Source organism: Actinomadura scrupuli (assembly GCF_050971785.1).
GTDB classification, from domain to species: Bacteria; Actinomycetota; Actinomycetes; order Streptosporangiales; family Streptosporangiaceae; genus Actinomadura_E; species Actinomadura_E scrupuli.
This window is the reverse complement of sequence record NZ_JBPCCU010000009.1, coordinates 70,230-86,093: the sequence shown is the minus strand read 5'-3', so window position 1 is coordinate 86,093 and position 15,864 is coordinate 70,230. Positions and strand designations below refer to the sequence as shown.

Annotated in this window: 6 protein-coding genes; all 6 read left to right on the top strand. The window is 72.4% G+C overall.

Annotated elements, in window-relative coordinates:
- Positions 1-209 precede the first annotated feature (209 nt).
- The 6 genes from ACRYCC_RS32890 (at position 210) to ACRYCC_RS32865 (ending at position 15,864) form a co-directional block, all read left to right on the top strand.
- The gene (locus ACRYCC_RS32890; protein ID WP_433817660.1) at positions 210-845 is read left to right on the top strand and encodes a TetR/AcrR family transcriptional regulator; all 636 of its coding nucleotides are present in this window, start codon (positions 210-212) and stop codon (positions 843-845) included.
- Between the two features lie 460 nt (positions 846-1,305).
- The gene (locus ACRYCC_RS32885; protein WP_433817659.1) at positions 1,306-2,856 is read left to right on the top strand and encodes a hypothetical protein; all 1,551 of its coding nucleotides are present in this window, start codon (positions 1,306-1,308) and stop codon (positions 2,854-2,856) included.
- Positions 2,853-4,199, top strand: a complete 1,347-nt coding sequence (locus tag ACRYCC_RS32880) for a chymotrypsin family serine protease (RefSeq protein ID WP_433817658.1) — start codon at positions 2,853-2,855, stop codon at positions 4,197-4,199. Before ACRYCC_RS32885 ends, ACRYCC_RS32880 begins: the two co-directional genes overlap by 4 nt.
- On the top strand, positions 4,192-7,584 hold the full coding sequence (locus tag ACRYCC_RS32875) for a DUF6603 domain-containing protein (RefSeq protein ID WP_433817657.1): 3,393 nt from the start codon (positions 4,192-4,194) through the stop codon (positions 7,582-7,584). The genes ACRYCC_RS32880 and ACRYCC_RS32875 overlap by 8 nt, the downstream gene beginning before the upstream one ends.
- Complete coding sequence (locus ACRYCC_RS32870) at positions 7,584-10,682, top strand: hypothetical protein (RefSeq protein ID WP_433817656.1); 3,099 nt, start codon at positions 7,584-7,586, stop codon at positions 10,680-10,682. The genes ACRYCC_RS32875 and ACRYCC_RS32870 overlap by 1 nt, the downstream gene beginning before the upstream one ends.
- Positions 10,675-15,864: a hypothetical protein gene (locus ACRYCC_RS32865; protein ID WP_433817655.1), complete on the top strand. Its 5,190-nt coding sequence runs from the start codon at positions 10,675-10,677 to the stop codon at positions 15,862-15,864. Before ACRYCC_RS32870 ends, ACRYCC_RS32865 begins: the two co-directional genes overlap by 8 nt.

Below are 15,864 nucleotides of genomic sequence, written 5' to 3'. Positions count from 1 at the left end.
GTCCCGTGGTCGGCCTTCTCGATCAGGTGGGCGACCAGGTCGGCGTGGCTGACCAACGGCTGTACCGATGGGCAGCGGGGCGGCGTGTACGTGCATCCACGAACCACTGGACGACCCCCCCGCAAGACAGAACGTTCTATCGTGACACAGCATGGCGAACGACAGTGCGTGCTGTCAAGACCGAACGTTCTACCCACTAAGATGACGGCATGCGCAGCCACCCCGAAGGCCGGCCATCCGAAGCGCGATCCCGGCTGCTCAACACGGCCACCCGGCTCTTCTACGCGGAGGGCATCCACGCCGTCGGCATCGATCGCATCGTCGCTGAAGCGCAGGTGACGCGAGCCACCCTCTACCGGCACTTCCCCGGCAAGGAAGACCTGGTCCTCGCCTACCTGTACGAGGTCGATCGGGCCATGCGGAGCCAGGCGGACGAGGCCGTCGCCGCCGGGCTCCCGGCCGCCGACACCATCCGGGCCCTCAGCACGTCCATCGCCCAGGGCATCGAGTCCCCCGGCTTCCGGGGATGCGCCTTCCTCAACGCCGCCGCCGAGTATCCCGACCCCGAGTCCCCGGTGCGCAAGGCTCTGCTCGCCCACCGCCAATGGTTCCTGGAAACCGTCACGGAACTGCTGGCCAAGATCCGGGAGACAGGCGCCGAGCCCGCCGCCCGCCACTTCGTGATGATGCGCGACGGCGCCATGGCCGCCGGCTGCCTGTTCGACCCGGCGCTGATCTGCGAGACCTTCCTGGGCGGAGTCGAGAGGCTCCTACAGGATCATGCCGCCACCGACGACATTGGGCCGGCGGGCCCTGAAGACGCCATCAACGCGTCTACACATTGACCGGCTCTGTCGCTGATCTTGTGAGGTGGAACGTCGGTCATTCCGGATGTGGCTTCTCTCTGGCGGAGAAGCTGGAACCTTCCGACTGGCGCTGCGGCCGAGTCTGGTACAGGCCCCTCACCGGGACCTCACTGGAGAACTGATCGGCTACGCCCGATGCCCGACCGTCATGCAAGACCAGACCGAAATTCTCACTGGCCTCGGCGTGCCCGCCTGCGCAAACTCGACCGGCTCGCCCGTTCGGTCCCCAACGCCCGCGACCTCGGCGACGCTCTCGTCGCCCGCGGCGTCCGTCTGCCGCTGGGCGGCACATCTACGACTCCGCCGGTCCCATGGAACGGTATGGAACGGAATGGAACGCCTCCAGTTTGAACGCGCGCATGCGTGAGCGCGTGGTGCAGCCGAGCTGGGAGAGCGATGAACATGCCGTTCGTACGGTGCCAGGCCGGGGGTCTCGCCGATGCCTGATGAGCGATTGCTGGAGCTGAAGGCACGGGCGGCCGAGCGGTTCATGGCGATGCCCGGGGTCACCGGGGTCGGTCTCGGCGGCCGGATACGGGCGGGCGTCTTCACTGGAGAACTGGTCCTGAAGGTCTTCGTGGAGCGCAAGCGCCCGCCGGCCGACCTCGCACCGGGCGCGGCGCTGCCCGCGGACTTCGAGGGCGTCGGCGTGGACGTCGGCGAGATGGCGGCGCCGGTCCTGCACGGCGGGCTCCTGGCGGACGACGCGCCGCCGTTCGTGCCGCTCGCCGTCGGCTCACCGCCGACGACTGAGGCCGACACCGACTTCAAGCGCTACCCGCACTTGATCGGCGGGGTCAACCTGCTGCCCGCGACGCCGGGCGGCTGGTACGGCACGCTCGGCTGCCTGCTCTGCCACGCCACCGATCCGAACAAGGTGTACGCGATGACCGCGTTCCACCTGTTCGCCAGGACCGGCGCCGACCCGCAGCCGGTGGTCGGCGTGACCCGGGTCGGCCATCCCAAGGCCAAGACCAGCCCCACCAAGTGCTGCTCGCACCTGATCGGCACCTACGCGGGTGGCGGCGCCGACGAGATCCGGGACGCCGCGCTGATCCTGCTCGACCAGGGAACCGAGTGGCTGGCCGAATCCCTCGAGATCGGCGTCGTGACGGGCACGCACACCGTCGATGCCACGGAGGCGGCGGCCGCGCCCTACCAGATCGTCAAGCGCGGCGCCAACACCCGCAAGACCGGTGGCTTCGTGTTGTCGGTCAACCACACCGCCACGACCAAAGAAGGCATCACCCGCCACAACCTCATGGTGGTCACCCCGTTCCCCTACCTCGACCCGCAGGACCGGCCGAACTTCTTCGCCGCCGACGGTGACTCCGGCGCCGCCTACCTCAACGGCAAGGGCGAGGTCGTGGCGTTGCACCTCGCCGGTGCGCCCGACGGGCTCATCCACAACGGCTACGGGATACCGATCGAGGCCACCCTCGCGGTGTTCGCCGACCCGAAGAAGGAGAACCTGCCGCTCAAGATCGCCACCGCCACCCAGCTGAACCAGGTCCGCACGAAGTGCGACAAGGCGCCCACATCCACGTCCACGCCCACGCCCACGCCCGCCGAGCTGCCGCCACCCGGCGGCCTGCCGACCTACCAGGAGGTGTTCGGCCAGGTGGGGGCGGACCTTGACGACTCGGCCACCGGGCGGCGGCTGGTCGACCTGTGGCTGACCCACCACGAGGAACTGCTGGCGCTGGTGAACGGCAACCGGCGCGTGACGGTCGCCTGGCATCGGGGTGGCGGTCCGGCGCTGCTGCAGACGTTCGCCCGCGTGGTCGCCGACCCGGCCCTCGCGGTGCCGTACACGATCAACGGGGAGCCACCGGCCGACCGCCTGGAGCGCGTCTACGCCGCCCTCCACGCCGCCGCGTCGCCGGAGCTGCGCCGCGACCTCGACCGGGTGCGCGCCGACCTGCCCGACCCGGCCGGGCTGAGCTATCCGCAGATCCTGGCCGCGCTGGCCACGAGGGGGAGATCATGACGACGCCGCCGACGCACCCGCTGCCCGCCGACCTGCCCGGCAACATCGACGACGGCCTGCACAAACTGGCCGAGGAGCCAAGGGCGCGGGACGTGCTCGTGGGTGGCATCAAGCTCACCGCGGTGGGTTCGAGCGCACCCGGGACCATCGGCTGCTTCGTGCAGGACCGCAAGGATCCGAACGCGGTCTACATCCTCACGGTCATGCACCTGTGGGGCGACGGCGCCCAAGCGAGCCAGATCCCCGTCGGAAGCAAGGTCGGTCATCCGGACGGCAGGGACGGTACCTGCAGCAACGACGTCATCGGTGGCTTCACCGCAGGCGACGGGGTGTCGCCTGGCCTGGACGAGGCGCTGATCCGGCTCAAGCCCGGTATCAAGTGGAGTCCGGCGGTCGCCGACCTCGGCCCTATCACCGGTGCCGCCGACGCCGTGCTCGACGGCCAGTACCAGGTGATGAAGCGGGGGTTCCGCACCGGAGCCACCGGCGGCGTGGTCCTGGCCGACGAGGCGCACAACCCGGATCCGAACGCCAAGCACAGCCTGGCCGCCAGGTTTCTCGTCCAGCCCAACCCCAACGGCGGGGAACACCATGTCACCTTCGTCCAGCCGGGCGACTCGGGCGCGGTCGTGCTCAACGCGCAGCGGCAGGTGGTCGGTCTTCTCATCCAGCGCGACGCCTTCGGGATCGGGTACGTGCTGCCGATCGCGAGGGTGCTGGCCCGGCTGAACGGGCCCCACCAGGAACGCGACCTCTTCGTGGCCGCCACCACCGATGATCCGGCGCCCGTGTTCGCCGTGCGGGGGGCCGCCATGGTGCCGGTCCCCAAAGAGATCGAGGCCCGGCTGGTGGCCGATCCCGAGATGGCCGCGACGTTCCGCGGCGAGGCCGGGCTCGCGCCGGTGGGACGGCCCTGGTTCAGCGACATCCCGCCCCGCGACGACGCCTTCGTACGGCTCGGCGACGACCTGGCGGCCAGTGCTGCGGGCCGGTTCCTGCTCGCGCTGTGGGAGCGGCACCGGCCGGAGCTGACCGGGCTGCTCACCTCCGACCGGCGGCTCATGCTCGTGTGGCACCGCGGCGGCGGTGCGGCGCTGGTCCAGCTGATGCTGCGGATGCTCACCCACCCCGATCAGCCGCTGCCCGAGACCCTGCACGGCGAGCCTCTGATGGCCTGCCTGGACAGGGCGTACGCCGAGGTGCGCCGCTGCGCCTCACCGGGCCTGCGCGCCGACCTGGCGCGGGCCAGATCGCTCGCGCCCGACCTGGCCGGGCTGGACTACCAGGGGATCCTCGACGCGCTCGCGGCCACCCCGGCGGAGGAGATGACCGCGCATGCCTGACCAGTCGGGAACCCTCGAGCACGTGGCCGTGGAACTGGCCGGGGTGCTGTCCAGCGTGACCAACCGCTTCGGCGACCAGGGCGTGCTGGACACCTTCGACCAGCTCGGCGTCCACTTCCCCGACGATCTGCTGACCAACGCCACCATCTCGGCGGCTCGGCGGACGATCGTCAACGTGGGCGGCGAACTCGCCGGTCTCACCGCGAACCTGACCACCGCGATCGACGCGGGCGACGACGTCGGCATCGTGACGGCGGGCGCCGCGCTGCTGACCCAGTGCGCCCGGGTCACCGCCGCGTTCCCTGAGCTGGCCGCCGCGCTGACCAGCGCCGGGCCGACGCTGCCGGGCATCACCGCGGCGCAGATCTCCGCCCTCGTGGACGGCCTGCCCCGCAAGATCACCGATCTGCTGCTGGCCGATCTGCTCCAGCTGGACACCGTCACGGCCGCGGTGCTGGAGACGTTCGGCGTGCTGCAACGCGACTTCCACGACGGCGACCCGGCCGACCCGACCAGGCCACCGTACGAGGCGATCACCGTGCACGGCGACCGCCTGCTGCCCGCGATCACCGATCCGGTCGGCCGGCTCAAGGCGCTGTACGGGTGGGGGAGCGGCTCGTTCGACCCTTCCGCATTGCTGACCGTGCTGGAGTCGGCGTTCGCCGGAGCGTTCCTCCCGGTCCTGTTCACTCCGGGTACCGCCACCACGCCGCCGCGCCTGGAAGCCCTCTCCCTCACCCTGGAGCCGACCGCCGACGGGACCGGGCTGAGCCTCGGGCTGGCCCTGCCGATCGAGGGCCAGGGCGGGTTCGACGTACCGCTGTCCCCACCGGCCTGGTCGGCGCACGTGTCGCTGACCGGCGAGGTACCCGCTGCGGCGACCGGGGAGATCAGGCCGCCGGGCACCCTCAGCCTGACCGGCGACGTGATCGCCGCCGCCACGGTCGGGGTGCGCGCCACTCCGGCCGAACCGTTCGTGCTGCTCGGCGTCACCGGCGGCAGCCGCCTGGAGTTCGCCTCGGCCTCGCTGGACGGCGGACTCACCCTGGCGCTCGACCCCGCCACCGGGAACGCCGTCGCGACGCCCACGGCGGACGGCGAGATCACCGGCGGCAAGCTGGTCATCGACACCACCGGCGGGGACGGCTTCGTCGCCACCGTGCTCGGCGACCTGCGAGTGGAGTCGGACTTCAGCGTCGGGTTCACCTTCACCCCCGACGCCGGGGTCCGCTTCCACGGCAGCGGCGGCCTGGAGATCCAGATTCCGGTGCATCTCCAGGTCGGCCCGGTGGAGGTGCAGGCCCTCTACCTGCGCGCCGTACCGTCCGACGGAGAGGTGAAGGTCGAGCTGTCGGCCGCGTTCGCAGCCTCGCTCGGCCCGGTGCAGGTGAGCGTCGACCGCCTGGGCGTCTCCGCCGATCTCACGTTCCCCGACGGGGGCGGGAACCTGGGCCCGGCCGACCTGGCCTTCGGCTTCAAACCGCCCACCGGGGCCGGCATCGCGGTGGACGCGGGGCCGGTCTCCGGCGGAGGGTTCCTGTCGTACGACCCGGACCGCGGCGAGTACGCCGGTGCGGTGGAGTTGCAGTTCGCCGACTTCCTCGCGATCAGCGGCATCGGCTTGATCACCACCCGCATGCCGGACGGCTCGAAGGGCTTCTCGCTGCTGGTCGTGCTCACCGCCGACTTCGGCGAGGCCGGGATCCAGCTCGGCTTCGGCTTCCGGCTGCTGGCCGTGGGCGGTCTGCTCGGCCTGAACCGGGGCATGCGGACCCAGGCGATCATGGACGGGGTACGCACCGGGGCCATCGAGTCGCTCATGTTCCCGCGCGACGTGGTGGCCAACGCGCCGCGGATCCTCAGCGACCTGGCCGCCTTCTTCCCGCCGCAGAACGGCGTGTTCCTCATCGGCCCGATGGCCAAGATCGCCTGGGGGACGCCGACGCTGGTCAGCGCCTCGGTCGCCGTGATCATTGAGGTGCCGGGCGACATCGCGATCCTCGGTGTGCTGAAGGTGGCGCTGCCGACCGAGGACGACCCGCTGCTCCTGCTTCAGGTGAACTTCGCCGGGGTGATCGATTTCGACCGGCAGCGGGTGTACTTCTTCGCCGCGCTGTTCAAGTCGAGCGTCCTCGGCACCACGATCGACGGCGAGATGGGGGTGCTGACCGGCTTCGCGTCCCAGAAGGACCTGGTGATCACGGTCGGTGGCTTCCACCCCAAGTTCACGCCGCCGCCACTGCCGTTCCAGACGCCCAAGCGGGTCGTACTCCACCTGCTGAACTCCAGCGCGGCGCGGGTCACGCTGACCGGCTACTTCGCGATCACCGCGAACACGGCGCAGTTCGGCGCGGACGTCGACCTGTTCTTCGGCTTCAGCGACCTCAACCTCCAGGGCGGCAGCAGCTTCGACGCGCTGTTCCAGCGCTCGCCGTTCCACATGACCGCCCACCTCGGCGGGCACGTGTCGCTGAACGTGTTCGGCGCCGGATTGATCAGCGTCAAGCTGGACGCCACGCTGTCCGGCCCCGGACCGTGGAACGTCTCGGGGTCCGCGTCCATCTCGCTGTTCTTCTTCGACATCGGGGTGGACTTCGACAAGACCTGGGGAACGCCGCTCGACACCACGCTGCCGCCGGTGGCCGTGTTGCCGCTGCTGTCCGCCGAGCTGGCCAAGCCGCAGAGCTGGCGGACCAAGCAGCCGGTCAGCGGAGCTCCGCTCGTCACCCTGCGCACGCTCGCACCCGACGAGGCCGACATCGTGCTGCACCCGCTCGGCACACTGGTGGTGTCGCAGCAGGTGGTGCCGCTCGACATCAAGATCGACCGGGTGGGGGCACAGCGGGCCGTCGACGTGTCCCGGGTGAGCATGAGCGTCCCGACCGGCCTGGCGAAGCTGGCCGACGAGTCCGAGCCGTTCGCGCTCGGGCAGTACCAGAACCTCACCGATGCCCAGCTGCTCGCGCTGCCGTCGTACGAGCGCGAGCACGCCGGTCTGGAGCTCGGTCCCGACGGGGCCGCACTCGCCTCCAGCCGGGCGGTGCGCCGCACCGCCCGCTACGAGCAGATCGTCATCGACTCGATCGCCCGCGAGCAGACTCACTTCGCCGACTTCCACCCCGCGCTGTTCACCCACTTCCTGGGCGGCGCGAGCGTTACCAGGTCGCCGCTGGCGCAGGCCGAGCGGACGTTCCGGCAGCCGTTCGCCGACGGGGTCGCCGTCACCGGCGAGAGCTTCGCGGTGGCGTCGGTGCTGGACAACAGTGCCGCGGGCCCGCTGTTCGGCACCGAGGCGCAGGCCCGCTCGCACCTGTCCGACCTGCTCGCCACCGACCCGTCCAAGACCGACTCGCTGCACGTCATCCCCGCTGTGGAGGTGCTCTGATGAACGCCTACTCGTTCCTGCCCTGGTTGCGCCGGGGCATCGCCTCCCAGATCACGCAGGCCCCGGGCGCCGCCGCCCGGGCGAGCGTGGCGGTGGCGCTGCACCTGGAGGGCCCCGCGGTGTCCGGGAGCGACACCCTGACCGCCGACGTCACCCACGCGGTGAGCCTGTATGGGCCCGGCGACGTGGTCGGGGTGGACCAGCGGGCCATCGTCCGGACCGAGCCGCTGAACTGGGTCACCAACTTCGAGCCCAACCACCTGCCCTTCGTCGAGTTCTACGACGAGGACTTCCCCTGGCGCTACAGCCCCGACATCCCCGACCCGGCGACCGGGCGGCTCCGCCCCTGGCTGGCGCTGGTGGTGCTCAGCGAGGCCGAGTTCAGCGACGCGGGCTCGCTGCCCGGCCGGCCGCTGCCGTTCCTGTCGGTGCCCGACCTGAGCGTGCTGCCGCCCGCCGACCAGCTCGGCGCGTGGGCGCACGTCCACGTCAACCGCACGGTCACCGCGTCCGACACCGAGGTCGTCTCGAATGACATGGGAGCCGTGCTGCCCCGGCTGGCCGCCGTCATCGCGGAGAACCCCGACCTGGCGTGCTCGCGGGTGATGTGCCCGCGGCGCCTGGAACCGCAGACGGCTTACCGCGCCTTCCTGGTCCCGGCGTTCGAGACCGGGCGGCTGGCCGGGCTCGGCCTCGACCCTGCAACGTCACCGGGCGCCGTGCAGGGGAGCTGGGTGCCGTACGCGAACCGGCCCGAGCCGGACCACCTGCCCTACTACCACCAATGGACGTTCCGCACCTCCGACATCGGCGACTTCGAGTACCTCGCGCGGCTGCTCAAGCCCCGCCCGGTCGACGAGCGGGTCGGCACCCGCGACATGGACGTGCGCGACCCGGGCGCCGGGCTTCCCGGCATCACCGACCCGGCGCTCGGCGGGGTGCAGTGGCTCGGTGGCGCCCTCCAGGTGCCCGACGCCGACCTCGACCCGCAGCGGCGCGCCGAACTCCAGATCCAGGAGAACTGGGACCAGCCCTACCCGCACCCGTTCCAGAAGGCGCTGGCCGCGCTGATCAACCTGGGCGACGACTACCAGAACCAGCCGCCGTCCGACCCCGACCCGCTGGTCACCCCGCCGCTGTACGCCCGCTGGCACGCGCTGACGCACCGGCTGCTCACCGCCGCCGACGGCACCACTCCGCTCGACCCGAACGACAACTGGGTGCACAAGCTCAACCTCGACCCCAGGTTCCGGGTCGCCGCGGGGATGGGCGCCCGCGTGATGCGGGCCCACCAGGAGGAGTTCATGCAGGCCGCCTGGCAGCAGCTGGGCGACGTACTGGCGGCCAACAAGCGGATCAGGGCCGCGCAGGTGGCCCGCGAGGTCGGCTTCTCGCTGCACGACGGCCACCTGGCGCCGCTGGTGGAGACCGCGCCGGCCCAGGTGCTGGCGTTGACCGCCCCCGTGCAGTCCCGGGTGGTGTCGTTCTCGCTGGGCCTGCGCGAGGGGGCGCCGGTGACCCCCGCCACCGCGATCGCGGGCAGCCTCGTCGCGCGGACCCCGCTGTCGCCCGCCATGCGGCGGGCGACCCGCCCCGCCGCCCGGCTGGCCCGCGGGCTGTTCCCCGACCCGGCGGACCGGCATGGGCTCCTCGACAAGATCAACAGTGGTCAGGTCGCCGCGGCGCCGCCGAAGGTCGTGCCGCCCTCGATCGTCACGGTGGACGCGCTGGAGAGCGCGGTGTCAGGCCCGATCATCCTGTTCGCGCCGAACCCGGTCATCGACCCGGTGGACGCCCTGCCCATCAGCGGGGACTTCCTCATCTCGGTGCCCGGCGACAACGTGCACCCCACGACCGGCACCACCGACAGCGCCGAGGCGACCCGGTTCAAGCAGGCCCTGCACGACGTCTACACCACCTTCAACGCCGCCCTCGACGCGGGGTTCGTGCCGCCGCGCCCGGCCGCCGACCTGGTGGGCGTACGGGCCACGACCATGGACGGCATCCACCCGGACTTCACGGTGCCGCGCCGGGCGTTCGGGGCGGTCACCCTGCCCGCGCGGCTGAGCCGGTCGGAAGGCGGCGAGTTCATCGAGGCGGCGGGTGACCCGCTCGCCGAGGTGATGGCCTACCCGGTCATCGACCTGCCGATGTACCGGCCGCTGCTGGACCTCTCGCCGGACTGGTTCCTGCCCAACCTGACCCTGGTGCCGCACGACAGCGTCACGCTGCTGGACACCAACCGCAGGTTCGTGGAGTCCTACCTCGTCGGGCTCAACCACGAGATGGCCCGCGAGATGCTCTGGCGCGAGTTCCCGACCGACCAGCGCGGCAGCGTCTTCCGGCAGTTCTGGGATGTCCGTGCCGTGCTGCCGCTGCAGGGGGAGTCCGCCGACCAGCGGCGCGAGCGGCTGTACGACATCGTCCCGATCGACCAGTGGCCGTCCCGGTCGGTGCTCGGCGAGCACGGCGGCAACGCCTCCGGCGACGAGGTCGTGCTGGTGATCCGCGGCGAGCTGCTGAAGAAGTACCCCACCGCGGTGATCTACGCGCACCGCGCCGAGTGGCAGCGCAACCCCGACGGGTCCATCGACCTCACCCGCCCGCGCCGCCTGGCCGACCTCACCCCGGCCGAGGAGGCTTCGCCGCCGCCCTCGAAGGTCCAGCTGCCGCTGTACGACGCGAAGGCCGAGCCGGACATCTACTTCTTCGGCTTCGGCCTCACCGAGCAGATGGTGCGAGGCGGCACCGGCGAGAACCCGGGCGACGACCCCGGCTGGTTCTTCGTCATCAAGGAACGCCCCGGCGACCCGCGGTTCGGCCTGGACGTCGAACGCGACACCGCGCTGCGGGTCTGGAACGACCTGGCCTGGCCCGACGTCCTGACGCCCGGTGGGGGAAGCTTCCTGCGGCTGGACGCGCAGACCCCGACGCTCACCCTCGGCCCCACCGGTGACCCGGACCTGGCCGACCAGCATGCCGAGGACGTCAACCTCACCTGGAACCAGCAGACCAACGCCGCCGACCTGGCCTACATCCTCTACCGGGCGCCCGTCCTGGTGGCCATGCACGCAAGGGAGATGCTCGGAGATGCCTGAGACCACGACGCCGCCCGCACTGAGCGACGCCTACCCGGTCCTGCTCGGGCCGGTGCGCATGGAGACCCGCTTCACCGCCACCGAGCTGCTGGTCCGGGTCTTCCCAGACGAGTGGGCGGTGGACACCTTCGAGGAGCAGCGGACCACCCAGGAGCAGGAGTACGCCCGTACCTTCTGGAGCCGGACCTGGCAGGCCGGCGGCGACCGCGAACTGCGGCTCGCCGCCTGGCACGACCTCGCCGGCCGGGTCGGCTCCGGCCGGGCCGGGCACATCGTCGACTCCCGCAAGCCCCTCAATCCGGCCGACGAGCCGCACCGCACCCACCCGGAGCAGGTCATCCTGGTGGTGGCGGGCAGCACCCCGATCGCGACCGCCGACCGTCCCGCCGGGCGTACGTACTGGGCCGCGGTCTACCGGGCCGACGGCGACGCCACCGCGCTGCGGGCCGCCGACACCGCGCTGAACAAGGCGATCGGCAACACCCGCGCCGACAAGGTACGGGCTCAGCCGCCGGACGGCCTGGACCGGCCGCCGAGCGCCGGGGACCGGCAGCACGCCGACGTCACCGTCGCCTTTCTCGACCTGCCCGCGCCCAAAGCGGCCGACACCAGGGCAACGACCTGGACCAAGGCGGCCCGTGCCCGGCTGCTGCCCGACGCCTTCACGCTGCTCGGGTACGTCGGAGGGCAGCTGGTGGTGAACGTCACCGGCAAGCCGGTCAAGCCGGACCTCGCGGTCGGCCCCGACCCGTCGACGCCCGCCGCCGACCAGTTCACGACCACCGGCGGCACGCTGCACATCCCCTCGGCCCTGGCCTGGCTGACCGACTTCGACCAGGCGGTCGCCGTCGGCATGGGGTTCCGGATCCCGCTCACCGACGCCATCAAGGGCGGCCTCGACCGGCTGATCGTGCTCGGCCTGCGCGCCCGTACCCCCGAGGTGTCCCGGCAGGACCTGGAGACGCTCATCACCCACCAGGCCGGGAGCCGCACCGGGTTCGAAGTCCTGCCGCAGGGCACCCCGACCAACAACACCGGCACCGTCCCGTCGGCCTTCGGCACCACCGACCTGACCGGCGCCTCCTTCGCCGCCCGCTTCGACTCGCCTGGCGGCGGCGCGCGCGTCGACCCGCTGGGTTCCTCCCGCAGCGACGGGCAGTGGCTGGCCGAGCTGCTCGGCATCGACCCGGCGGTGATCGCGACCGTGCCCGGCTCGGACGGCACCGACCAGAGCGAGGCCCGCGCCATGAACGCCGCGCTGTGGCCCGCCACCTGGGGCCACCACCTGGGCACGACGCTCAACCCGATCTTCGGGACCGCCGCGCTCGACGCCACCCGCTCGTTCTTCACCCGCTACGTCAGCGGCCGTGGCCCGGTGCCCGCCGTGCGGATCGGCCGCCAGCCGTACGGCATCCTGGTGACCACCGCGTTCTCCCGGCTCGCCTGGACCGACACCGACCCCGACGCGGCGCACCGCAGGAAGCTCAACTCGGTGCTCACCGCGGCGGCGCAGGACTGGACGGCCCTGGCCGCGAACGTGCCGGTGCTCGGCGACGACGGCGACCCGCACGCCCTGCTGCTCGGCCTGTTCGGCCTGCACCCGGCCTCCGCCGAGTTCTACCAGCGGTACGGGCAGAGCGCCGAGGACTACTTCAACCGGCTGAACCTCGGCGGCGAGGGCCAGATCGTGCTGGACGCGCTCAACATCCTGGGCCTGCGCGGCCCGACCCGCGACCTGCTCACCCGCCTCGGCTACCCCGCCACCGCCCCCGACCCGGACGTCGTGTCCCGGCTGTTCGTCGCCCGGCAGCACGCCATGCGCGGGCCGCTGGTCGACGACCGGCCGCTGTCGGAGAGCGCGCCGGTCCGCCCCTACACCACCGACGGCCGCAACTACCTGGACTGGCTCGCCACCACCGCGCGGAACGCCTTCGACGCCGTCCGCCTGGAGTCGGGTTTCGCGCCCGGGGCCACCCCGGCCGCGCTGCTCTACCTGCTGCTGCGGCACGCCGTCCTGATCGGCTACCACGAGGCGGCACTGCGCCTGTCGGCCGCCGCGCACGGCCTGACCGACGCGCAGGTCACCGCGGCGCGCCGGGACCCGCCGTTCATCCACATCAGCCAACGCACCCAGGTGACCGAGAGCCGCTACGGCCTGCTCTACGGCCCCGACCAGGCGGTGACCGGCGACCCGGACACGCTGCTGGCCGACTTCATCCCGGCGGCGCTCGCCCAGCAACCGCCCCCGCCCGGCGTCCAGGCGCTGGCGGAGCAGCTGGCCGGGCTGAGCGCCCTCGCGCAGGTGCCGACGGCCCGCCTGGAGCGGGTGCTCGCCGAACACCTGGACTGCGCCGCGTACCGCCTCGATGCCTGGCGGCTCGGCCTGGCCACCGAGCGGCTGTTCGCGATGCGTTACCCGGCGTCCGGCACCCCGGTCAAGGGCGTGCACCTGGGCGCGTTCGGCTGGCTGGAGGACCTGAAGCCGCGCACCGCCCAGTTCACCCAGGTGACGCTGACCGGCGACCTGGCCACCACGTTCACCCCGCCCGGCGCGCCGCCGCTGCTGCACGACCCGGCCAACCAGGGCTTCCTGCACGCCCCTTCGCCCAGCCACGCGGCCACCACCGCGCTGCTGCGCAGCGGCTACCTGGCCGACGCCTCCCCGGCCAGCCCCGGCACCCTCTCGGTCGACCTGACCTCCGACCGGGTACGGGTCGCGCTGTCGGCCCTCGCGGGCATCCGGGGCGGCCAGTCGCTGGGCGCCCTGCTCGGCTACCGGCTGGAGCGGGGCCTGCACGACGGCCACGACATCGCCGAGACCGACGCGTTCATCCTCGCGCTGCGGCAGGCGTTCCCGCTGGTGGCGGGCCGGCTGCCGGAGACGGTCGCGACGGACGGCACCGACATCGCCTCGGTGGAGGCCCGCAACGTCGTGGACGGCCTGGCGCTGGTGCGGGAGGTGACCCGCGGCGGCACCGCCACCTACCCCTGGGGCCGTTCCGACCTGCCGCAGGCCGACCCCGACCAGGCGGCCGCGATCGACGCCGAGGTGGCCGCGCTCGTCGACGTCCACGACGCGCTCGCCGAGCTGGTGATGGCCGAGAGCGTGCACCAGACCGTCCTCGGCAACCCGGACCGGGCCGCCGCGACCCTCGACGCGTTCGTCGCGACCGGCAACCCGCCCGACCCCGAGGTGGTGCGCACCCCGCGCACCGGCCGGCGGCTGACCCACCGGTTCGCGCTCCACCTGAAGCACGGCCGGTCGCCGAACGGCCTGACTCCGCGCGGCAGCGCCGACCCGGCCGTGGACGACTGGCTGGAGGACCTGCTTCCCGACGACGGCCAGGTGGCCTGCGTGGTCACCTGGACCGACCCGGACAACGGCGCCGCGCGCAGCACCGTGGTCACTCAGCACGACCTGGACCTGCGGCCGATCGATCTGCTGTGGACGGTGCGTCCGGACGACCCCGCCACCATGACCGAGCTGGACGACCGGATCATCGGCCGGGTGCAGCACACCCAGAACCTGCGCGGCGACGTGGAGCCGGTCATCCGCTACACCGACCGGATCCCCGGCAAGATCTCCTTCTTCGAGCTGTCGTCGCTGGTCTCCGAGCTGCGCGCGCTGCTGCTCGCGGCCCGCCCGGGGCGGCCGAGCGACGCGACCGTGGCGGCCTCCGGTGCCACCCTGGACCCGGCGGCGGACGACGCCGTCGACCTCCCTCGGGCCCGGCCCGCGGCGGTACGGAGCGCCCTGGCCTCCTTCGCGAAGGACCTCGACGACTTCCTGCACGACCTCGGTGCCCTGCTGGCCAACCCGGTCGCGCACCGCGGCCAGCTGTTGTCCGGCATCGACGCGCTCCTCACCAGGTACGCCGACCTGCTGCTCACCGGCGACGGCCTCGGGCTGGTCCGCAGCGGCTGGGGCGAGCTGATGATGTGGCGCAAGGCCCGGTTCGACGACGTGCAGGCCGCCGTGCAGCTCGCGGTGACCAGGATGACCGCGTCGCTGGCCGCGGCCAACGCCAAGCTGGCCGCCCACGACGCGCTGCCCAACACCGCGACCGCCGAGCAGCGGTACGCCCTGCTTCAAGCGGCCGAGCGGCTGCTCACCACGGCGCCGACCAGCCCGCGGCCGGACACCCCGCAGAAGCTCAGGGGCATCGTGATCACCGCTCGGAACAAGTTCACCAACCGGCTCAACGCCCTGAGCGGCGCCATCGGCGACGACGCGGGGCCGACGCTGGCCGAGCTGATGAGCGACGTGTCCGGGCTGCTGCCGATCAGCCAGTTCGACGCCACCGGCCTCACCCTGGCCCCGATCCAGGACACGGTGATCGCCTTCTGTGCCGACCTGCTCGCCCGCGCCACCGACCTGCGCGCCGAGGTCGCGGACCGGCTCACCGCCTCGGCTGCCGCGCTGGCCGACTACGACCACGCCGCCGACGGGCCGGGCCGGGTCGCCGCGGCCACCGCGGCGATCCGCGCCGTCCTCGGTCCGGACGCCCTGGCGACCAGCGAGTTCACCCTCCTCAAGTCGGTGGCCACGGACTGGCAGAACTCCTTCAAAGCCGACCTGACCCAGGGCCTGGCCCGGGACTTCCCGCTGGACGACTGGCTGCACGGCCTGGCCAGGGTCCGGCCGGTGGCGGGCAGGTGGGAGCGGATCACGCTGCTCGCCGGGGCGATCGGCCGCGACGACCCGGACCTCAGGCCGGTCCAGCTGCCGTTCGTCAAGAACGAGCCCTGGCTCGGCCTGGAGCTCCCCGCCGGGCAGACGATCGAGGACGACCGGCTGCTCTACACCGCGCACTACGCCGAACCGTTCGACGCCGACGACCCGCAGTGCTCGCTGCTGCTGGACGAGTGGACCGAGACGGTGCCCGGCCCCACCGCCACGACCGGGGTCGCCGCGCAGTACGACCGGCCCGGCTCCGAACCACCCCAGTCCATGCTGCTCGTCACCCCGGCCAACCGCACCGGCACCTGGAAGTTCGACGACCTGGTCGCCGCCGTGGGGGAGACCCTGGACCTGGCCCGCACCCGCGCCGTGGAACCCGGGCAACTCGACGCCACCGCGTACGCCCAGTTGCTCCCGGCGACCGTGCTGCCGGTGACGCCCGCACCGATCACCATCTCGACCGACCTGGCGGCCAACAACGCCGCGACCCTGGGGGCCTGA

Bases quoted from the DNA above. Each gene is read 5' to 3' on its own strand.
- ACRYCC_RS32890 (WP_433817660.1), top strand. From the start codon at position 210: ATGCGCAGCCACCCCGAAGGCCGGCCATCCGAAGCGCGATCCCGGCTG.
- ACRYCC_RS32885 (WP_433817659.1), top strand. From the start codon at position 1,306: ATGCCTGATGAGCGATTGCTGGAGCTGAAGGCACGGGCGGCCGAGCGG.
- ACRYCC_RS32880 (WP_433817658.1), top strand. From the start codon at position 2,853: ATGACGACGCCGCCGACGCACCCGCTGCCCGCCGACCTGCCCGGCAAC.
- ACRYCC_RS32875 (WP_433817657.1), top strand. From the start codon at position 4,192: ATGCCTGACCAGTCGGGAACCCTCGAGCACGTGGCCGTGGAACTGGCC.
- ACRYCC_RS32870 (WP_433817656.1), top strand. From the start codon at position 7,584: ATGAACGCCTACTCGTTCCTGCCCTGGTTGCGCCGGGGCATCGCCTCC.
- ACRYCC_RS32865 (WP_433817655.1), top strand. From the start codon at position 10,675: ATGCCTGAGACCACGACGCCGCCCGCACTGAGCGACGCCTACCCGGTC.